This is a genomic window from Azospirillum melinis, from assembly GCF_013340935.1.
Taxonomy (GTDB): domain Bacteria; phylum Pseudomonadota; class Alphaproteobacteria; order Azospirillales; family Azospirillaceae; genus Azospirillum; species Azospirillum melinis.
Genome location: NZ_WHOS01000015.1, coordinates 74,087 through 90,680 on the forward strand (window position 1 = coordinate 74,087; position 16,594 = coordinate 90,680).

The window sequence follows — 16,594 nt, forward strand, 5'->3', positions numbered from 1 at the left end:
GTGACTTGGCCGGTCTCCGCCGGCTGGCACGCTGCTTGCTGTCTGGGGGGTATCCCGGCCCGGTGCCGGCCCCAAACCCACATGCGCGTCACAGCGAGAGCGGAAGCCAAGGAGAACGGGATGCACATCGTCGTCTGTATCAAACAGGTGCCCGACAGCGCCCAGATCCGCATCCATCCCGTCACCAACACCATCATGCGGCAGGGCGTGCCCGCCATCATCAACCCTTTCGACCTGTTCTCGCTGGAGGAGGCGCTGCGGCTGAAGGACAAGGTGGGCGCCCGCGTCACCGTGCTGACCATGGGGCCGCCGATGGCGGAGACTTCGCTGCGCAAGGCGCTCTCGCTGGGAGCCGACGATGCGGTGCTGCTGACCGACCGCAAGTTCGCCGGTTCCGACACGCTGGCGACCTCCTACGCCCTGACCTCCGCCATCCAGAAGCTGGCGGAGGAGGATCCGGTCGACATCGTCTTCTGCGGCAAGCAGACGGTAGACGGCGACACCGCGCAGGTCGGCCCCGGCATCGCCACCCGCCTTGGCTTCGAGCAGCTGACCTACATCACCAAGATCGAGGATCTCAACACCGCCTCAAAGGAGATCGTGGTGCAGCGCCGGTCCGAAGGCGGCGTGCAGGTGCTGAAGACGAAGCTTCCCTGCATGATCACCATGCTGGAAGGCACCAACACCATCCGCTTCGGCAAGATGGACGATCTGTTCCGCGCCGCCCGCTACGAGCTGAAGACTTGGAGCCGCGACTTCACCGGCGCCGAGGAGGGCCGCGTCGGCCTGAAGGGTTCGCCGACCGTGGTGTCGAAGGTGTTCGTGCCGAAGCCGCGGGCGGAAAAGGCGAAGATGATCGTCGCCGATGCCGACACCTCCGAAGCGATGGCCGCCGCCGCCATCGACGCCATCTTCGCCGCCCAGCCCAAGCTGGCCGGCGACCTGCTCGCCCGCGCCGCGGCCGGGCTCTGACGATCAATCCGCGGGAGACCCGACGATGAGCGAACCGAGCAAGCCCCAGGGCCGCAAGTTCCAGCTTCCCGAACACCTGAAAATTTACAAGAACGTCTGGGTGATCGTGGAGCAGGAACGCGGCATCGTCCACTCCGTGTCGCTGGAGCTGCTGGGCGAAGCCCGCAAGCTGGCCGACAAGCTGGGGGTGGAGGTCGGTGCCGTGGTCCTGGGTGCCGAAAGCCCCGACCTGAACCGCATCTGCGGCGACGCCATCGGCTATGGCGCCGACATCGTCTACAAGGTTACCGATCCGGCGCTGGCCGACTACCGCACCGACCCCTATTGCCGCGTCATGACCGACGTGGTGAACACCCACAAGCCGGAGATCGTGCTGCTGGGCGCCACCACGCTGGGCCGCGATCTGGCCGGCGCCATCGCCACCACGCTGGCGACGGGACTGACCGCCGACTGCACCGAGCTGGACATCTACGCCGACAACCGTTCGCTGGCCGCCACCCGGCCGACCTTCGGCGGCACGCTGCTCTGCACCATCCAGACGCTGGCCTACCGGCCGCAGATGGCGACGGTGCGCCCGCGCGTGATGGCGATGCCGGAGCGCGACGACGCCCGCACCGGCCGCGTCATCGAGATCCAACCAGATCTCCGCGAAGAGGACATCGTCACCAAGGTTCTGAACTTCATCGCCGACCGCGAGCAGAACGAGGCGCAGCTGGCCTTCGCCGACATCATCGTGTCGGCCGGCAAGGGGCTGGGCAAGGTCGAGAACATGAAGCTGGTCTTCGACCTCGCCAAGGTGCTGGGCGCCGAGGTCGGGGTGACCCGCCCGCTGGTCCAGGCCGGTTGGGCAACCAACGACCGTCAGGTCGGGCAGACCGGCAAGACGGTGCGTCCGAAGCTATACATCGCCGCAGGCATCTCCGGCGCCATCCAGCATCGGGTCGGCATGGAGAAATCGGACCTGATCCTGGCGATCAACACCGATCCGAACGCGACGATCTTCGACTTCGCCCATCTGGGTCTGGTCGGCGATGCGCTGAAGATCCTGCCGGCGCTGACCGACGCCTTCGGCCGCCGCCTCTCCGTCAACCGCATGGCCGGCTGACCGCCGGACGAGAAAGGAGCCTGTCGACATGGTCGAAAAGTTCGACGCCATCGTCATCGGTGCCGGCCCGTCCGGCAACGCCGCGACCTACACGCTGGCCAAGCAGGGGCTGAAGGTGCTCCAGCTCGAGCGCGGCGAATATCCCGGCGCCAAGAACGTCCAGGGCGGCATCATGTACGCCCATGAGTTGGAGAAGATCATCCCGGACTTCCGGGACGATTGCCCGACCGAGCGCCACATCATCGAACAGCGCGTCTGGCTGTTGGGCGACGACAATTACGTCGGCACCAACTACCGCTCGGAAGCCTTCAACAGCGACAAGCCGAACCGCTACACCATCATCCGCGCCAACATCGACAAATGGTGGGGCGAGCAGATCCGCAAGGTCGGCGGTCTCCAGATCTGCGAGACGACGGTGACCGAGCTGATCCGCGATGCGTCGGGCAAGGTCATCGGCGTGCGCACCGACCGCGAGGGCGGCGAGATCCTGGCGGATGTCGTCATCATGGCCGACGGCGTCAACGCCCTGCTCGCCAAGCGCGCCGGGTTGCAGGACGAGGCCGCGCCGGAGAATGTGGCGCTGGCGGTCAAGGAAATCCTCTTCATCGATCCGGAACTGATCCAGCAGCGCTTCGGCATCAAGGAGGACGAAGGCGTCGTCATCGAGATCATGGGCAAGGTGACCAAGGGGATGGTCGGCACCGCCTTCCTCTACACCAACAAGGAATCGCTGACGATCGGCATTGGCTGCCTGATTTCCGACTTCAAGAACGGCGACTGCCCGCCCTACCGGATGCTGGAGGATCTGAAGAACCACCCCGTCATCAAGCCGCTGATCGAAGGGGCGGAGATGAAGGAATACGCCGCCCATATGATCCCGGAAGGCGGCTACAAGGCGGTTCCGCAGCTCTATGGCGACGGCTGGATGGTGGTCGGCGACGCCGCCCACTTCAACAACGCCGCCCACCGCGAGGGCTCCAACCTCGCCATGGCGTCGGGCCGCATGGCGGCGGAGACGGTGATCGAACTGAAGGCCGCCGGCAAGGGCTTCACCGCGTCGAACCTGGCGGCCTACAAGAAGAAGCTGGATGACAGCTTCATCATGAAGGATCTGAAGAAGTACCGCGAGCTGCCCGGCATCATGCATGGCAATAAGCAGTTCTTCGGCGCTTATCCCGACGAAATCACCGCTGCTGCCCACAACTGGTTCACTGTGGACAGCATCGATAAGAAGACGAAGGAAAAGCAGATCATGAAGTCCTTCATCAAGCGTCGCTCGGTGATGGGACTTGTCGGTGATGCAATCAAGCTGGTGAGGGCCGTGCGATGACCATGATGGTGAAGGTCGAAGAGAAGCTCTATCAGAACCGCTACATCGTCGATGAAAGTCGGCCGCACATCCAGATCAAGAGCGTGGAGGCCTGCCAGACCTGCGAGAAGCAGGCTTGCACCTTCTGCTGCCCGGCCGCCTGCTACAGCAAGAACGAGACCGGCGGCGTGACGCTGGTGACTGACGGCTGCCTGGAATGCGGCACCTGCCGCGTCGTCTGCCAGGACAAGGGCAACATCGCCTGGGATTATCCGCGTGGCGGCTACGGCATCAGCTACAAGTTCGGCTGATCCGGTCTTTCGTTGTCTTTCCCCGGAACCGGTCGGCCTCCGCGCGGCGACGCGCGGGGGCCGATTTGTGTTTGGGAAGAAGGCTTACGACAACGCTTTTCTAAACCCGTCCCCGCAACGTCTCCGTCGCCTGACTCAGCGCCCGTTGCAGTTCAGCCGGGAAGTAGGGTTTGCGGACGAAGCCGAAGGGATCGCATTCGGCGGCGCGGTGGCGGGTTTCGGGATCGCCGAAGGCGGAGGTGAAGATACAGCGGATGCCGGTCCGCTTGCGGATCGCCACCGCGGCCTCGATCCCGTCGCGCGGCCCCAGCAGGCGGATGTCCATCATCACGATGTCCGGACGCAGCCGCTCCGCCGCCGCGACCGCATCGTCCGCATTGTCCTCGATCCCGACGACGGCGAATCCGAGCATGCCCAGAACCTCCTCCAAAGCCATGGCGGCGAGGCTCTCGTCTTCGACGATAAGGATGCGGATGGGAGTGTCGGGGGCAGGCGAAGGGTCGGTCATCTTGATCGTGCGAGGAGTGTCACAGCGATTTTACAGGAGTCGTGCAATCGGCGAACCTGAAAACGCGGGATTATGACCAATGGTGCAGCCTGCGTCCCTTGCATGGGTGACGGTGGAAAAGCGTCGCCTGGGCTGTCGGCGAACCCTTGTTTTTCACACCTGCGGCGTACCATCTCACTGTTACGGCTGTTTTCACGAGCGAGCATCGCGGACCTGCACCCGTCACTTGCAGGCTGTGGGCGGGGGCTATCGGCGGGTTTGCGGCCTTTTTGCATGAGGAGACCGGCGATGGATCTGCGTGTCTGTTTCGAGAACATGGAAAGCGTCAACGTCAACGACGCGGCGATGATGAAGCACTACACCAAGAGCTATCTGGCCGATTTCGACCCGGAATGGGCCGGTTTCATCATGCTGCCGCACAGCGAGACTATGCGCGCGACGATGGAGCCCGCCTGGCAGGTGCTGATCCGCGACGCCACGCCGCGGACGGAGCAGGAACTGCTCCGCTATCTCGACGAAAATCCGATGGCGGCCTACCACGTCCATGTCTACCGGCGAGACGGCAGCCCGAACGAGAGCAAAATCCACTGACAACAAAGGGGGCGCGCCAGGCGCGCCCCACTCGTTCGCTCAGATGGCGCCGGCTGTCAGCCGACCGGCGAGCCCAGCAGGCTGTCCAGCGGGACGAAGCGGTCGGCCATCTTGCGCGCTTCCTCCTTGTGGACCTTGAAGGTCTTCTCCGCGATGGCGTTGGAGACGACGAAGTCCTGGTACGCGCGTTCCAGATGGAAACGGTAGCGCGCCGCCGTGCCTTCGTCGTCCAGACCTTCCATGCCGATGTCGTCGGACAGGTAATCGTGGAAGCGCTGCAGGATGTGCAGGCGGTTCACGTTCACAACACGCTGGTCGTAGGTGACGTGGAAGAAGCGCAGGAAGTCTTCCGCGGTTTCCAGATCGTCGAGGTCGTCGGTGAAATCGCTCATCGTCGAAGGCTCCTCACGCGTGCTGCTGGGTGGAAGGCGAGGGGGTGCACCCCTCCTGGTCGCAAATGTTGCCGCAGGAGCTGCAGGCCACACCGTCCAAACGTATATCGCTGTGTATGTCGTTCAGGCGAAATTCCGGCAGGCGGATGCTTTTAGCAGGAAACTGTGACGTTTCCGCTGCGGTGTGGGCCTCGAGCCGGGCTTCGATGCGGTTTATGTGGTCGATCAGGCAGGCAATGGCCTTGCCGACCGGATCGGGCATCAGGTGATGTTCCAGATCGATGCCGTGATTGGAAAGATGGGGATCGGACAGCTTGCTATACGCTTCCGGCCGCACCACCCGGCCGGGGATGCCGACCACGGTCATGCCCGGCGGCACCGGCTTGGTCACCACCGAATTGGCGCCGACCCGCGCGCCGGTGCCGACGGTGATCGGTCCCAGGATCTTGGCGCCGGCGCCGACCAGCACGCCGTCCATCAGCGTCGGGTGCCGCTTGCCCTTGGTCCAGGACGTGCCGCCCAGCGTCACGCCGTGATAGAGCGTCACGTCGTCGCCGATCTCCGCCGTCTCGCCGATCACCACGCCGGCGCCATGGTCGATGAAGAAGCGCCGGCCGATGCGGGCGCCGGGATGGATGTCGATGTTGGTCACCGCGCGGGCGACATAGGACAGGAAACGCGCCGGCCAGCGCAGCCCCCGCCGCCATGCCGCGTTGGCGAAGCGGTGGATCACCAGCGCATGGATGCCGGGATAGCAGGTCAGCACGTCGAGGACGTTGCGCGCCGCCGGATCGCGGTCGAACACGCAGGCGACGTCCTCGCGCAGCAGGGCGACGATGCCGGCCCCGGACTCGGATTGCCTGGATTCGGATATCCCGGACTCGGATTTGTTCATGTCGCCGCCTCCAGAAAGGCGTGCAGTTCCTCGGCCGTCGGCGGCCGCTTGGCGCGGGAGGCCAGCGCGCGGACGCGCGGCAGCACCGCCTGCGCGGTGGCGTCGTCGCAGGCGATGCCGAGCCGCTCATAGGCCAGCTTCACCGCCGCGGTGCCGGAATGCTTGCCCAGCACGATGCGGTGTTCGCGCCCGACCTCGGCCGGGTCGAAATTCTGGTAGGTGGTGCGGTCGCGCAGCAGCCCGTCGACATGGATGCCGGCCTCGTGGGTGAAGACGGCGGCGCCGACGATCGACTTGTTGACCGCCACCGGCCGGTTGGAGGCCCGTTCCACCAGATCGCTGATGGTGCCGAGCGACCGCGTCTCGACGCCGGTGTCGATGTGGTAGAGGTGCTTCAGCGACACCACCACCTCTTCCAGCGGGGCGTTGCCGGCGCGCTCGCCCAGGCCGTTCACCGTGGTGTTGACATGGGTGGCGCCGCCCAGCACCGCGGCCAGCGAGTTGGCGTTGGCGAGGCCCAGATCGTCATGGGCATGGATCTCGATCTCGAGATCGGTGGCCCGGCGCAGCCGCTCGATGCAGGCGCGCGTCTGGAAGGGGTCGAGCACGCCCAGCGTGTCGGCGAACCGGAAGCGGCGGGCTCCGGCTTCCTGCGCCACCGTGGCGGCGGCAATCAGGAAATCCATGTCGGCGCGCGACGAATCCTCGCCGCCGACGCTGACCTCCAGCCCATGGTCGCGCGCTTGGCGAACCTGGCGCTCGATTTCGGCCAGTGCCCAGCTACGGCTGCGTTTCAGCTTCCTGGTGATGTGGATGTCCGACACCGGCATCGACAGGTTGACGAAGCCGACATTGCAGGACAGCGCCGCCTTGAGGTCGGCGTCGTGCATCCGGCACCACACCATCAGCCGACCCTTCAGCCCCAGCGACGCCACGGCGCGGATGCCCTCGCGCTCCTCCTCGCCCATGGCGGGGATGCCGATTTCCTGCTCCGGCACGCCGGCGGCGTCGAGCGCCTTGGCGATGGCGATCTTCTCGTCGAGCGTGAAGGCGACGCCGGCGGTCTGCTCGCCGTCGCGCAGCGTGGTGTCGTTGATTGTGGCGAAGGTGGTGGGCATGGGGGCACCTCGCGCGCGGGGAAGACCTGTCCCCTTTGAAAAATGTCGCAGACCGGGCCGGGGACCCGCCCCGACGGGGTGTCGTCGGGCGGGGTGCCGGGACGGACCCCCGACCCGGCCTGCGATTCCGGTGTTTCGAATAGAACTGTCACGAATAGACGGGCGCGAATTCCTTGGGCTTGGCCGCCCCCTGCTCCCAATAGGGCGACAGGCTGCGCAGCTTGGCGATGATGCCCGGCACCACGGCGATGACGTGGTCGATCTCGGCGTCGGTGGTGTCGCGTGACAGCGAGAAGCGGGTGGCGCCGTGCGCCGCCGTGTAGGGCACGCCCATGGCACGCATCACGTGGCTCGGCTCCAGTGACCCGGAGGTGCAGGCCGATCCGGAGGATGCAGCGATGCCCTGCTCGTTCAGCAGCAGCAGGATGGCCTCGCCCTCGATGAACTCGAAGGCGATGTTGCAGGTGTTGGGCAGCCGGTGGTCCGGGTTGCCGGTGACGAAGCAGGCCGGCACGGCGGCCAGGATCGCCTGTTCCAGCCGGTCGCGCTGCGCCTTCACCCGCGTGTTCTCCTCGCCCATGTGGGTGAGGGCGAGGTGGGCGGCGGCGCCCAGGCCGACGATGGCCGGCGCGTTCTCGGTGCCGGCGCGGCGCGAGCGTTCCTGGTGGCCGCCGCGCAGCATCGGACGGAAGCGCAGGCCGCGCTTGACGTACAGCGCGCCGATGCCCTTGGGGGCGTGCAGCTTGTGGCCGGACAGCGACAGCATGTCGACAGCGCTGTCGGCGAGCTTCATCGGGATCTTGCCGACCGCCTGGACGGCGTCGGTGTGGAAGACGGCGCCGACCGCCTTGGCCATTTGCGCCAGCTCCTCGATCGGGAAGATCGTCCCGGTCTCGTTGTTGGCCCACATGATCGACACGATGGCGACCTGATCCGACAGCGCCGCCCGGTAGGCGTCGATGTCGAGGTTGCCCTTGTTGTCCACCGGGATGCGGTGGATCTTATAGTCGCGCTTCTTCTCCAGATAGTCGCAGAGCGCCAGCACGGCGGGGTGCTCGACCACGCTGGTGACGATCTCGCGCTTCTTCGGATAGGCCTCGATGATCGACAGGATCGCGGTGTTGTCGCTTTCCGTGCCGCCCGAGGTGAAGATGATCTCGCTGTCATGCGCAGCACCCAGCAGGGCCTGGACCTGCTTGCGCGCCCACTCGATCTTGCCGCCGACCGCGGCGCCGAAGGCGTGCATCGAAGACGGGTTGCCGAAATGCTCGGTGAAGAGCGGCAGCATTTCCGCCAGCACGTCGGGGTCGACGCGGGTGGTGGCGTTGTTGTCGAGATAGACGCCCTGGTTCGGAATGGTCGTGTTCGGGATCGTCATCGCCGGTTCCTCCCCTTAGCCCGCATGGGCCGGCATGAGGGACGCCGGCTTGACGCGGACGAACTCGCCGAGCGCCTCGACCAGCTTCATCTGCACGCCCATCATGGTGCCGGCCGACTGCGAACAGCCGGAGCAGGCGCCGGTCAGCCGGACGTAGATGTCCTTGCCGTCGATGTCGACCAGTTCCACGTCGCCGCCGTCGCGCTGGATTTGCGGGCGCATCTCCTCGATCGCGCCCATGATCGCCTGCATCCGCTGCACGTTGGTCAGCTTGGGTGCGGCGGCCGGTTCCGGCTTGGCCGGCAGCGGCTTGATGGCGTCGAGGCCGACGGTGCCGGGGGTGTGCTTCGCGGCGGGTTTCAGCGCGCCGGTCTTGGCCATCACCGCTTCCAGCACCTCTTCGATCTTCTCGTGGCAGGTCTGGCAGGAGCCGCCGGCCTTGGTGTAGTGGGTGACCTCCTCCAGCGAGGTCAGGCCGTTGACGGTCACCGCGCGCTCGATCATCGCGGCGTCGACCCCGAAGCACTTGCAGATCAGCTCGCCTTCCTCGTGGTCGTCGACCCACTCCTCGCCCTTGTAGTTGGCGATGGCGGCACGCAGGGCCTCCGCACCCATGACCGAGCAGTGCATCTTCTCCGGCGGCAGGCCGCCGAGATATTCGGCGATGTCGCGGTTGGTCAGGACCAGTGCCTCGTCCACCGTCTTGCCGATGATCATCTCGGTCAGCGCCGAGGAGGAGGCAATGGCCGAGCCGCAGCCGAAGGTCTGGAACTTGGCGTCCTTGATGATCTGGGTGTCGGGATCGACCTTCAGCATCAGACGCAGCGCGTCGCCGCAGGTGATGGAGCCGACCTCGCCCACCGCGTTGGCGGTTTCCAGGACACCGGAATTCTTCGGGTTGAAGAAGTGTTCCTTGACCTTGTCGGTGTAGTTCCACATGTCGCTGCTGCCTTTCCGTGGGGGCGCGCCTAGGGGAAGAGCTGTCTGAAAGCGGAATCAGTGGGTCGAGTAGGGGGCTGACGATCCGCAGCTCGAAGACGACGTCGAGCAGGAGCCCCCGCCGCCGTCGCCAGCCGAGAAGGACTTGCCGCAGCCGCAGCTGCTCGTCGCGTTCGGGTTGTCGAACTTGAAGCCCGAGCCTTCGATGCCCTCGACGAAATCGACCACCACGCCGCTGAGGAAGGGCTGGCTGTTGGCGTCGACGAAGATGGTGACGGGGCCGAAGCTGAGCACCGTGTCGTCGTCGCCGGCCGCCGCTTCCAGCCCCATCTGGTATTTCAGGCCGGCGCAGCCGCCGTCGGTCACCGCGATCCGCAAGCCGGCGGCTGCACCGCCGGACTTCGCCAGGACCCGTTCCAGGGTGGAGACCGCCGCATCCGTCAGAGTCACCATGTCCCGCCTCCTCAAGCCGCGTTGCCGGGGGTGCCGGCCAATCTGACGAGGTTAAAAGCAAGCGGTGTGCCAATCCATCAAGTCATTGAAATAGAAGGATTGTCAGGTCAGACAGGCGTGGCGAAAGTCCGACAATGTTTCGCCTGCCAACGGTTTTGTCGGGTTTGGCGCGTGTCGGATTCGCGACAGCCGCGACACTTCGCCGCACAAAAATAATGTGGTCTTTCCCGGCGCGTCCGCGCGTACCATGGGAGCGTCGTCGGTGCGTCGGATGGTTGATTGCAGCAGCGGAAAATACAGGCGAGGGAAGCGATGAGCGACGAACCGATCGAACTCCGGATGTCGAACGGCCGCATGGCCTTCGGCGACGTGCCCGAACAGATCGACGAGCTTTTGCAGGAAGCGGTGAAGGCCCGCGACGTGCCCGACGCCTGCGAGGCGTTGCTGTGGGAGGCCCACCGCAAGGGACCGCGGGTGCTGCCGGTCTTCTACGCGCTCTACAAATTCTACTTCAACCGCAAGAAGCTGGGGGAGGCGGAGCGGGTGGCCCGCATCGGGCTGGATGCCGCGGCTCTTCAGGGCGGATTTCCAGCCGACTGGTCGCAACTGACCGCCGACTCCACCGACTGGACGGCGGCCGGACCGGCGCGCTTCTTCCTGTTCACCATGAAGGCGCTGGCCTTCATCGAACTGCGCCGCCACAACCGTGACAAGGCGCTGGCGATCCTCGCCAAGATGGCGGAGATCGACCCGGCCGATCAGGTCGGCTACGGCACCATCGCCGCCTTGGCCCGCGGATTGGGTGAAGACGGCGGGGCGGGGTAACGGGAGCCCCACAAAAAAAGCCCCCCGGCCCAGGGGGGAACCGGGCCGGGGGCAGCGGGGATTTGCGTCTCACGACGCACTCACGACGCGCTCTCTCACGTCGAGAGGAATTGCGGCCCCGATTGGGGATGCCCGATTGGGGATTCCGGGGGGCGGAATTCGGGGCCGCAAACCTGTCAGGCGGCGATGGATTCCAGCGCCGGGTAATCGGTGTAACCCTTGGCATCGCCGCCGTAATAGGTGGTGCGGTCCGGTTCGGCCAGCGAGGCGCCGGCACGGAAGCGCACGGGCAGGTCCGGGTTGGAGATGAAGGCTTCGCCGAAGCTGACCGCATCGGCCTCGCCGTTGGCGAGCGCCGCGACGGCATCACCACGGCTGTAGCCGCCATTCAGGATGAACGGACCCTTGTAGGCGGCGCGCAGGGTGGACGCCACGTGCGGCGCGCCCTCCGGCGGGGCCATGTGGTGGCCGGGCTTGCCCTCGATCACATGCAGATAGGCGAGGTTGAAGGGGTTCAGCGCCTTGGTGATCGCCAGGAAGTGCGGCAGCGGGTCGCTGTCCTTCATGTCGTTGAACATGCCGGTGGGCGACAGGCGGACGCCGATGCGGTCGGCGCCGACGGCATGGGCCGTCGCCTCCAGGATCTCCAGCAGGAAGCGGCAGCGGTTCTCCACCGTTCCACCATACTGGTCGGTGCGGGTGTTGGTGCCGTCGCGCAGGAACTGGTCGATCAGATAGCCGTTGGCCGCGTGGATCTCGACGCCGTCCAGGCCGGCATCGAAGACGGCGCGCTTGGCGGCATCGGCGAAATGACGGACCAAGGCAGGGATTTCGGCGGTTTCAAGGGCGCGCGGAACCGGGAAGGGCTCCATGCCGGCGCCCGTGTAGAGCTGGCCCTTCGCCGCGATGGCCGACGGAGCGACCGGGGCGGCGCCGTTCGGCTGGAAGCGCGGGTGGGAAATGCGGCCGACATGCCAGAGCTGGGTGACGATCCGCCCGCCGGCCGTATGCACCGCGTCGGCGACTGCGCGCCATGCCAGGGTCTGGGCGTCGGTGTGGATGCCCGGCGTGTTGGGATAGCCCTGGGCGGTGTCGCAGACCTGCGTCGCCTCGGTGATGATCAGGCCAGCGGACGCGCGCTGCGCATAATATTCGGCGGTGAGCGCGGTCGGGCAGTTGCCGTCGCCGGCGCGGCTGCGGGTCATCGGCGCCATGACGACGCGGTTCGGCAGTTCGATTGCGCCGAGACGCAGCGGGGTGAACAGATCCGGAGTGGCGGTGCTGTGCGTGTCGTTGCTGTGCGGCATGGCGGGAATACCCCCTGTTGGGCAATAGGCTTTTGGGGTGAGGTCTTGTATGTATGTGAGTACATACTTGAACCGACGGCCGCCGCTTGTCAAGTATGTATCTGCATACTTATTATGAAGCCGCCCATCGTGAAACTGATGGGGCGGACTGGAGAGGGACGGGTCTTGGACGCAAGCAATGACGCCGACGGCTGTTGCCCCGGAAACGGCACCGAGGGCGCCTGCGAGGGCGGGGCGCGCAAGCGCGACCGTGCCGCGACGGAAAGCGCGCTGCTCGACGCCGCCAAGGTGGTGTTCGCCGAGCGTGGCTTCGACGCGGCGACGACCCGGGAGATCGCCGGGCGGGCCGGAGTCAACGAACAGCTGATCCAGCGCTATTTCTCAGGAAAGAGCGGGCTGCTGCTGGCGGTGGTCGAGCGCTATTGGCGCGAGGAGGCGGGCGGCTGCGACCTGCCGCCGCCGGACGATGATCTGGAAACCGACCTTGGCCGCTTCCTGCACGCGCAGTTGAAGCACAGCTGGAAATGCCGCGACTTCACCCGCGTCGTGCTGGCCCGCGCCCTGGTCGATCAGGCGGTGGCGGACGAGATGGCGCGCACCCTGTCGGAAAGCCGCATCCCCTGCCTGCTGAAACGGCTGGAGGGCTATCGCGACCGCGGCGCCATCGCCGCCGACGCCGACCTCGCCAATGTGGCGGCCGGAATCGCGACGCTCAGCTTCGGGCTGGGCTTCCTCGATCAGGTGGTGTTCGGCCGTGACGATGCCGGCATCTGCGCGATGGTCGGCACGCTGGCCCACACCATCGCCCATGGCCTGACGCCGCGCTGACGCCTACTCCGCGCCGATGGTCACTCTGCTGCCGCGGTGCGGGTGGTGGCGCGGTGGCTGTGCACCGCGTCGGCGGTGAAGACGGCCAGCGCCACCCAGATGCAGGCGAAGGTGATGGCGTGGCTGTGGGTGAAGGCCTCGCCATAGACCAGCACGCCCAGCAGAAGCTGCCCGGTCGGCCCGACATATTGCAGCAGACCCAGGGTGGTCATGGTCAGCCGGCTCGCGCCGATCATGAACAGCACCAGTGGAACCGCCGTCATCGGTCCGGCCAGCACCAGCAGGGTGCTCTCCCCCCAGCCGTGGCCGAAGGCGCCGTCGCTGCCCAGCCACAGCAGATAACCCAGCGCCGCCGGCAGCAGCAGGGCGGTTTCCACCAGCAGACCGATCACCGGATCGATCGCCGCCTTCTTGCGCACCAGGGCGTAGAAGCCGAAGGACAGCGCCAGCGACAGCGCGACCCAGGGCACGGCGCCATAGCTGACGACGAGGCTGCCGACGCCGGCCGCGGCGATGGCGACCGCCAGCATCCGGCCGCGGCTGAGCCGTTCGTTCAGGAACAGCACGCCCAGCAGCACATTGACCAGCGGGTTGATGAAGTATCCCAGGCTGGCCTCGACCAGCCGGCTGTTCACCACTGCCCAGATGAAAACGGTCCAATTGACGGTGACCAGCAGGGTGGTGACCACCAGAATGCCCAGCCGGCGCCAGTTGCCGACCGCGGCGACGACGGCCGCCGGCCCACGGGTTGCCAGCACGCCGATGCCGACCAGCACCACGGTCCACACCACGCGGTGGGCGACGATCTCCACCGCGCCGACATCGCCCAGGGATTTGAAGAAGACGGGGTTGACCAGCCCCCAGATCAGGTAGGAGGCAAGCGCCGCGACGAACGCGGCGGTTGTGGAGGTCGGGGCCTTGGCGGGCGGCGGTGTCTGAGCCATACCGTCCGTTTAGCACATTGTTTGGGCAATCCGGCAGCGGGCCACCGGGCATGGCCGGGCTGCGCGGCTGGCATCGCTGCCCGTCATCCTGGCGTCGGACATCGAAGGTGCCCAGTATGAAAAAGGCGCCGGGCATGAAAAAGCCCCGCCGGAGCGGGGCTTTTCCGTTCTTCACCGGACCGGCGATGCGGTCAGGCGGCGGTGGCGACGCCCTTGTCAGCCATCAGGGTCTGCAACTCGCCCGACTCGTACATCTCGCGGACGATGTCGCAGCCGCCGACCAGCTCGCCCTTGACGTAGAGCTGCGGGAAGGTCGGCCAGTTCGAGTATTCCTTCAGGCCCTGGCGCAGGCCCGGATCCTCCAGGATGTTGACGCCCTTGAACTTGACGCCGGTGTGGCTCAGCACCTGGACGACGGCGGCGGAGAAGCCGCACTGCGGGAACACCGGGGTCCCCTTCATGTAGAGCACGACATCGTTGTTCTTGATGTCCTGCTCGATGCGCTCGACGACATTCTGATCGACCATGACCTGATAACCCTTCCGATTAAGGCCCGGCGGCGCCGGGGCCTTGTCCGTTGCAACTTTGATCAGGCGCCCTCAGGCACCTTGCGTCAGGCGCCTTCCGGCACCGCGGTGGTCAGCGCCAGGGCGTGCAGTTCGCCGCCCATCTTTCCCTGGAGGGATGCGTAGACCATCTGGTGCTGCTGCACCCGGCTCTTGCCCTTGAAGGCGGCGGAGGTGACGAGCGCGGCATAGTGATCGCCGTCGCCACGCAGGTCCGCGATCTCGACGACCGCGTCCGGGATGCCCTCCTTGATGAGCTTTTCGATCGTGGCGGCTTCCATCGCCATGGGTCTGGTCCTCGCTCTGTTCAGGATTGCCCCGCCCGGGCACACGCTTATCGGAATAGAGTAGGTGCGGCCGGGCCGTTTGTCATCCACCGGCAAGTCTTTGCCGCCCTGCGGAAGACGCCGTAACGGCCCGGATGCCCCATTCAACAGGAGACGCCTGTTATTCGCCGAACACGCGCTTGAACACCGTGTCGACATGCTTGGTGTGGTAGGTCATGTCGAACATCGGCTCCAGCTTGTCGCGGCCGATGTGCTTGGCGATGTCGGCGTCGTTCGACAGCAGCTCCAGATAGTTGCCGCCCTTCTCCCACACCTGCATGGCGTTGCGCTGCACCGCCTTGTAGCTGTCCTCGCGGCTCATGCCGGCCTGTGTCAGGGCCAGCAGGACGCGCTGCGAGAAGACCAGCCCGCCCAGGTCGTCGAGGTTCTTCTGCATGCGCTCCGGATAGACCACCAGCTTTTCCATCATGCCGGTCAGGCGCACCAGGGCGAAGTCCAGCGTGACGGTGGCGTCGGGACCGATCATCCGCTCGACCGAGCTGTGGGAGATGTCGCGCTCGTGCCACAGTGTCACGTTTTCCAGCGCCGGGACGACGGCGGAGCGCACGATGCGGGCCAGGCCGGTCAGGTTCTCCGACAGGACCGGGTTGCGCTTGTGCGGCATCGCCGAAGAGCCCTTCTGGCCGGGGTGGAAATACTCCTCTGCCTCGCGCACTTCGGTGCGCTGGAGGTGGCGGATTTCCGTGGCCAGATTCTCGACGCTCGACGCGATCACACCCAGCACGGAGAAGAAGAAGGCGTGGCGGTCGCGCGGGATGACCTGGGTCGACACCGGCTCGACCGACAGGCCGAGCTTGGCGGCGACATGCTCTTCCACACGCGGGTCGATGTTGGCGAAGGTGCCGACGGCGCCGGAGATGGCGCAGGTGGCGATGTCCTGGCGCGCCTGGACCAGACGCTCGCGCCCGCGGGCGAAGGCGGCGTAGTGGCCGGCCAGTTTCAGCCCGAAGGTCGTCGGCTCGGCATGGATGCCGTGGCTGCGGCCGATGGTGACGGTGTTCTTGTGCTCGTACGCCCGGCGCTTCAGCGCGGCCAGCAGGGCGTCCATGTCGGCCAGCAGCAGGTCGGCGGCCTGGGTCAGCTGGACGGCGAGGCAGGTGTCCAGCACGTCCGACGAGGTCATGCCCTGGTGGACGAAGCGGGCTTCCGGACCGACATACTCGGCGAGGTTGGTCAGGAAGGCGATGACGTCGTGCCGGGTCTCGCGCTCGATCTCGTCGATGCGGTCGATCTCCCACTTGCCGCGCTCCCACACCGCCTTGGCGGCCTCCTTCGGGATCACGCCCAGCTCGGCCTGCGCGTCGCAGGCGTGCGCCTCGATCTCGAACCAGATTCGGAAGCGGTTTTCCGGCTCCCAGATGCGGGCCATTTCGTGGCGGGTATAGCGGGGGATCATCGGCACTCTCCGAAGGATGCTGGCGCTGGAAAAGGAGCGGCTGCGGGTCTGATGGCACGCGCGCGCGACCATAGCGGTGCCGGGAGGCGTTTTAAAGCCTCGCGATGGCCCGAACCGTCCGACCGACCGGCTTGTCTGCCCGCTCCGCTGTTGGCGGCATTAATCTTCATGGGCGAATCTTTGCCAGCCTAAGGGAATCCGCGCCTAATGTTGCGCGGGCGGACTTTCCGTCAATTCCCTGCCAATATGCGGATAAGCGCGCCGTCGTCCATTCTGACGCGAGGAAAACAGTCAAAGAGTCGCGCCGAGGTGGATTTGCTTTGCTTGCAGTTGAATCCGCGCGAGCATTAAGCAACACTTGCACAGCGCATCGGGGCCGGCCCCAGCCGGTTTCCGCGAGTTCCACCGAA

19 protein-coding genes are annotated in these 16,594 nt (G+C 66.1%); 7 read left to right on the forward strand and 12 right to left on the reverse strand.

Features of this window, described 5'->3' with window-relative positions; translation table 11 throughout:
• The first annotated feature begins 120 nt into the window (after positions 1-120).
• From GBZ48_RS13810 to GBZ48_RS13825, 4 genes are read left to right on the forward strand one after another with little or no spacing between them, the layout of a single operon-like run.
• Entirely contained in the window at positions 121-972 is an 852-nt protein-coding gene (locus tag GBZ48_RS13810) for an electron transfer flavoprotein subunit beta/FixA family protein (RefSeq protein ID WP_174471568.1), read from the forward strand.
• Positions 973-997: 25 nt separating this feature from the next.
• Entirely contained in the window at positions 998-2,077 is a 1,080-nt protein-coding gene (locus tag GBZ48_RS13815) for an electron transfer flavoprotein subunit alpha/FixB family protein (RefSeq protein ID WP_174471569.1), read from the forward strand.
• Positions 2,078-2,105: 28 nt separating this feature from the next.
• The gene (locus GBZ48_RS13820) at positions 2,106-3,407 is read left to right on the forward strand and encodes an FAD-dependent monooxygenase (RefSeq protein WP_174471570.1); all 1,302 of its coding nucleotides are present in this window, start codon (positions 2,106-2,108) and stop codon (positions 3,405-3,407) included.
• Positions 3,404-3,697 (forward strand): ferredoxin family protein, encoded by a 294-nt coding sequence (locus GBZ48_RS13825; protein WP_109452087.1) that lies wholly within the window; start codon positions 3,404-3,406, stop codon positions 3,695-3,697. The genes GBZ48_RS13820 and GBZ48_RS13825 overlap by 4 nt, the downstream gene beginning before the upstream one ends.
• Before the next feature lie 100 nt (positions 3,698-3,797).
• Here GBZ48_RS13825 and GBZ48_RS13830 read toward each other — a convergent pair whose 3' ends face one another.
• Positions 3,798-4,205 carry a response regulator gene (locus tag GBZ48_RS13830; RefSeq protein ID WP_174471571.1) on the reverse strand — a complete coding sequence of 136 codons (408 nt, stop codon included), beginning with the start codon at positions 4,203-4,205 and terminating at the stop codon, positions 3,798-3,800.
• Between the two features lie 288 nt (positions 4,206-4,493).
• On the opposite strand from GBZ48_RS13830, the gene GBZ48_RS13835 reads away from it, so the two are divergent.
• On the forward strand, positions 4,494-4,796 hold the full coding sequence (locus GBZ48_RS13835) for a hypothetical protein (RefSeq protein ID WP_174471572.1): 303 nt from the start codon (positions 4,494-4,496) through the stop codon (positions 4,794-4,796).
• Between the two features lie 56 nt (positions 4,797-4,852).
• Here the strand turns inward: GBZ48_RS13835 and nifW are convergent, their stop codons facing one another.
• The 6 genes from nifW to GBZ48_RS13865 form a co-directional block, all read right to left on the reverse strand.
• Entirely contained in the window at positions 4,853-5,188 is a 336-nt protein-coding gene (gene nifW, locus GBZ48_RS13840) for a nitrogenase-stabilizing/protective protein NifW (protein ID WP_174471573.1), read from the reverse strand.
• Between the two features lie 13 nt (positions 5,189-5,201).
• Entirely contained in the window at positions 5,202-6,083 is an 882-nt protein-coding gene (gene cysE / locus GBZ48_RS13845) for a serine O-acetyltransferase (RefSeq protein WP_174471574.1), read from the reverse strand.
• On the reverse strand, positions 6,080-7,201 hold the full coding sequence (nifV, locus tag GBZ48_RS13850; RefSeq protein WP_174471575.1) for a homocitrate synthase: 1,122 nt from the start codon (positions 7,199-7,201) through the stop codon (positions 6,080-6,082). Before nifV ends, cysE begins: the two co-directional genes overlap by 4 nt.
• Positions 7,202-7,349: 148 nt before the next feature.
• Entirely contained in the window at positions 7,350-8,579 is a 1,230-nt protein-coding gene (gene nifS, locus GBZ48_RS13855; RefSeq protein WP_174471576.1) for a cysteine desulfurase NifS, read from the reverse strand.
• A 15-nt stretch (positions 8,580-8,594) separates the two neighbouring features.
• Positions 8,595-9,518, reverse strand: coding sequence for a Fe-S cluster assembly protein NifU (nifU, locus tag GBZ48_RS13860; protein ID WP_174471577.1), 924 nt, complete (start codon positions 9,516-9,518; stop codon positions 8,595-8,597).
• 57 nt (positions 9,519-9,575) lie between these two features.
• The gene (locus GBZ48_RS13865) at positions 9,576-9,971 is read right to left on the reverse strand and encodes a HesB/IscA family protein (protein WP_174471578.1); all 396 of its coding nucleotides are present in this window, start codon (positions 9,969-9,971) and stop codon (positions 9,576-9,578) included.
• Positions 9,972-10,283: 312 nt separating this feature from the next.
• On the opposite strand from GBZ48_RS13865, the gene GBZ48_RS13870 reads away from it, so the two are divergent.
• Positions 10,284-10,796 carry a hypothetical protein gene (locus GBZ48_RS13870; RefSeq protein WP_174471579.1) on the forward strand — a complete coding sequence of 171 codons (513 nt, stop codon included), beginning with the start codon at positions 10,284-10,286 and terminating at the stop codon, positions 10,794-10,796.
• Positions 10,797-10,972: 176 nt separating this feature from the next.
• On the opposite strand, the gene GBZ48_RS13875 is transcribed toward GBZ48_RS13870, so the two are convergent.
• Complete coding sequence (locus tag GBZ48_RS13875) at positions 10,973-12,103, reverse strand: alkene reductase (RefSeq protein WP_174471580.1); 1,131 nt, start codon at positions 12,101-12,103, stop codon at positions 10,973-10,975.
• A 165-nt stretch (positions 12,104-12,268) separates the two neighbouring features.
• Between GBZ48_RS13875 and GBZ48_RS13880 the strand changes: the two genes are divergently transcribed.
• Complete coding sequence (locus tag GBZ48_RS13880) at positions 12,269-12,931, forward strand: TetR/AcrR family transcriptional regulator (protein ID WP_174471581.1); 663 nt, start codon at positions 12,269-12,271, stop codon at positions 12,929-12,931.
• A gap of 20 nt (positions 12,932-12,951) precedes the next feature.
• Here GBZ48_RS13880 and rarD read toward each other — a convergent pair whose 3' ends face one another.
• The 4 genes from rarD to purB all read right to left on the reverse strand — a co-directional run bounded on the left by rarD (position 12,952) and on the right by purB (position 16,184).
• Positions 12,952-13,875, reverse strand: a complete 924-nt coding sequence (rarD, locus tag GBZ48_RS13885) for an EamA family transporter RarD (protein WP_174471582.1) — start codon at positions 13,873-13,875, stop codon at positions 12,952-12,954.
• A gap of 191 nt (positions 13,876-14,066) precedes the next feature.
• Complete coding sequence (gene grxD / locus GBZ48_RS13890; protein WP_085088255.1) at positions 14,067-14,402, reverse strand: Grx4 family monothiol glutaredoxin; 336 nt, start codon at positions 14,400-14,402, stop codon at positions 14,067-14,069.
• Between the two features lie 86 nt (positions 14,403-14,488).
• Positions 14,489-14,728, reverse strand: coding sequence for a BolA family protein (locus GBZ48_RS13895; RefSeq protein ID WP_012973287.1), 240 nt, complete (start codon positions 14,726-14,728; stop codon positions 14,489-14,491).
• Positions 14,729-14,888: 160 nt separating this feature from the next.
• Positions 14,889-16,184 carry an adenylosuccinate lyase gene (gene purB / locus GBZ48_RS13900; RefSeq protein ID WP_174471583.1) on the reverse strand — a complete coding sequence of 432 codons (1,296 nt, stop codon included), beginning with the start codon at positions 16,182-16,184 and terminating at the stop codon, positions 14,889-14,891.
• Positions 16,185-16,594 lie beyond the last annotated feature (410 nt).

Excerpts from the sequence above, each read along its gene's own strand:
- nifS (WP_174471576.1), bottom strand. The coding sequence starts at position 8,579 with ATGACGATCCCGAACACGACCATTCCGAACCAGGGCGTCTATCTCGAC.
- grxD (WP_085088255.1), bottom strand. The coding sequence starts at position 14,402 with ATGGTCGATCAGAATGTCGTCGAGCGCATCGAGCAGGACATCAAGAAC.
- nifW (WP_174471573.1), bottom strand. The coding sequence starts at position 5,188 with ATGAGCGATTTCACCGACGACCTCGACGATCTGGAAACCGCGGAAGAC.
- GBZ48_RS13830 (WP_174471571.1), bottom strand. The coding sequence starts at position 4,205 with ATGACCGACCCTTCGCCTGCCCCCGACACTCCCATCCGCATCCTTATC.
- GBZ48_RS13875 (WP_174471580.1), bottom strand. The coding sequence starts at position 12,103 with ATGCCGCACAGCAACGACACGCACAGCACCGCCACTCCGGATCTGTTC.
- purB (WP_174471583.1), bottom strand. The coding sequence starts at position 16,184 with ATGATCCCCCGCTATACCCGCCACGAAATGGCCCGCATCTGGGAGCCG.
- rarD (WP_174471582.1), bottom strand. The coding sequence starts at position 13,875 with ATGGCTCAGACACCGCCGCCCGCCAAGGCCCCGACCTCCACAACCGCC.
- GBZ48_RS13870 (WP_174471579.1), top strand. The coding sequence starts at position 10,284 with ATGAGCGACGAACCGATCGAACTCCGGATGTCGAACGGCCGCATGGCC.
- GBZ48_RS13815 (WP_174471569.1), top strand. The coding sequence starts at position 998 with ATGAGCGAACCGAGCAAGCCCCAGGGCCGCAAGTTCCAGCTTCCCGAA.
- nifV (WP_174471575.1), bottom strand. The coding sequence starts at position 7,201 with ATGCCCACCACCTTCGCCACAATCAACGACACCACGCTGCGCGACGGC.
- GBZ48_RS13895 (WP_012973287.1), bottom strand. The coding sequence starts at position 14,728 with ATGGCGATGGAAGCCGCCACGATCGAAAAGCTCATCAAGGAGGGCATC.
- GBZ48_RS13810 (WP_174471568.1), top strand. The coding sequence starts at position 121 with ATGCACATCGTCGTCTGTATCAAACAGGTGCCCGACAGCGCCCAGATC.
- GBZ48_RS13835 (WP_174471572.1), top strand. The coding sequence starts at position 4,494 with ATGGATCTGCGTGTCTGTTTCGAGAACATGGAAAGCGTCAACGTCAAC.
- nifU (WP_174471577.1), bottom strand. The coding sequence starts at position 9,518 with ATGTGGAACTACACCGACAAGGTCAAGGAACACTTCTTCAACCCGAAG.
- cysE (WP_174471574.1), bottom strand. The coding sequence starts at position 6,083 with ATGAACAAATCCGAGTCCGGGATATCCGAATCCAGGCAATCCGAGTCC.
- GBZ48_RS13820 (WP_174471570.1), top strand. The coding sequence starts at position 2,106 with ATGGTCGAAAAGTTCGACGCCATCGTCATCGGTGCCGGCCCGTCCGGC.
- GBZ48_RS13865 (WP_174471578.1), bottom strand. The coding sequence starts at position 9,971 with ATGGTGACTCTGACGGATGCGGCGGTCTCCACCCTGGAACGGGTCCTG.
- GBZ48_RS13825 (WP_109452087.1), top strand. The coding sequence starts at position 3,404 with ATGACCATGATGGTGAAGGTCGAAGAGAAGCTCTATCAGAACCGCTAC.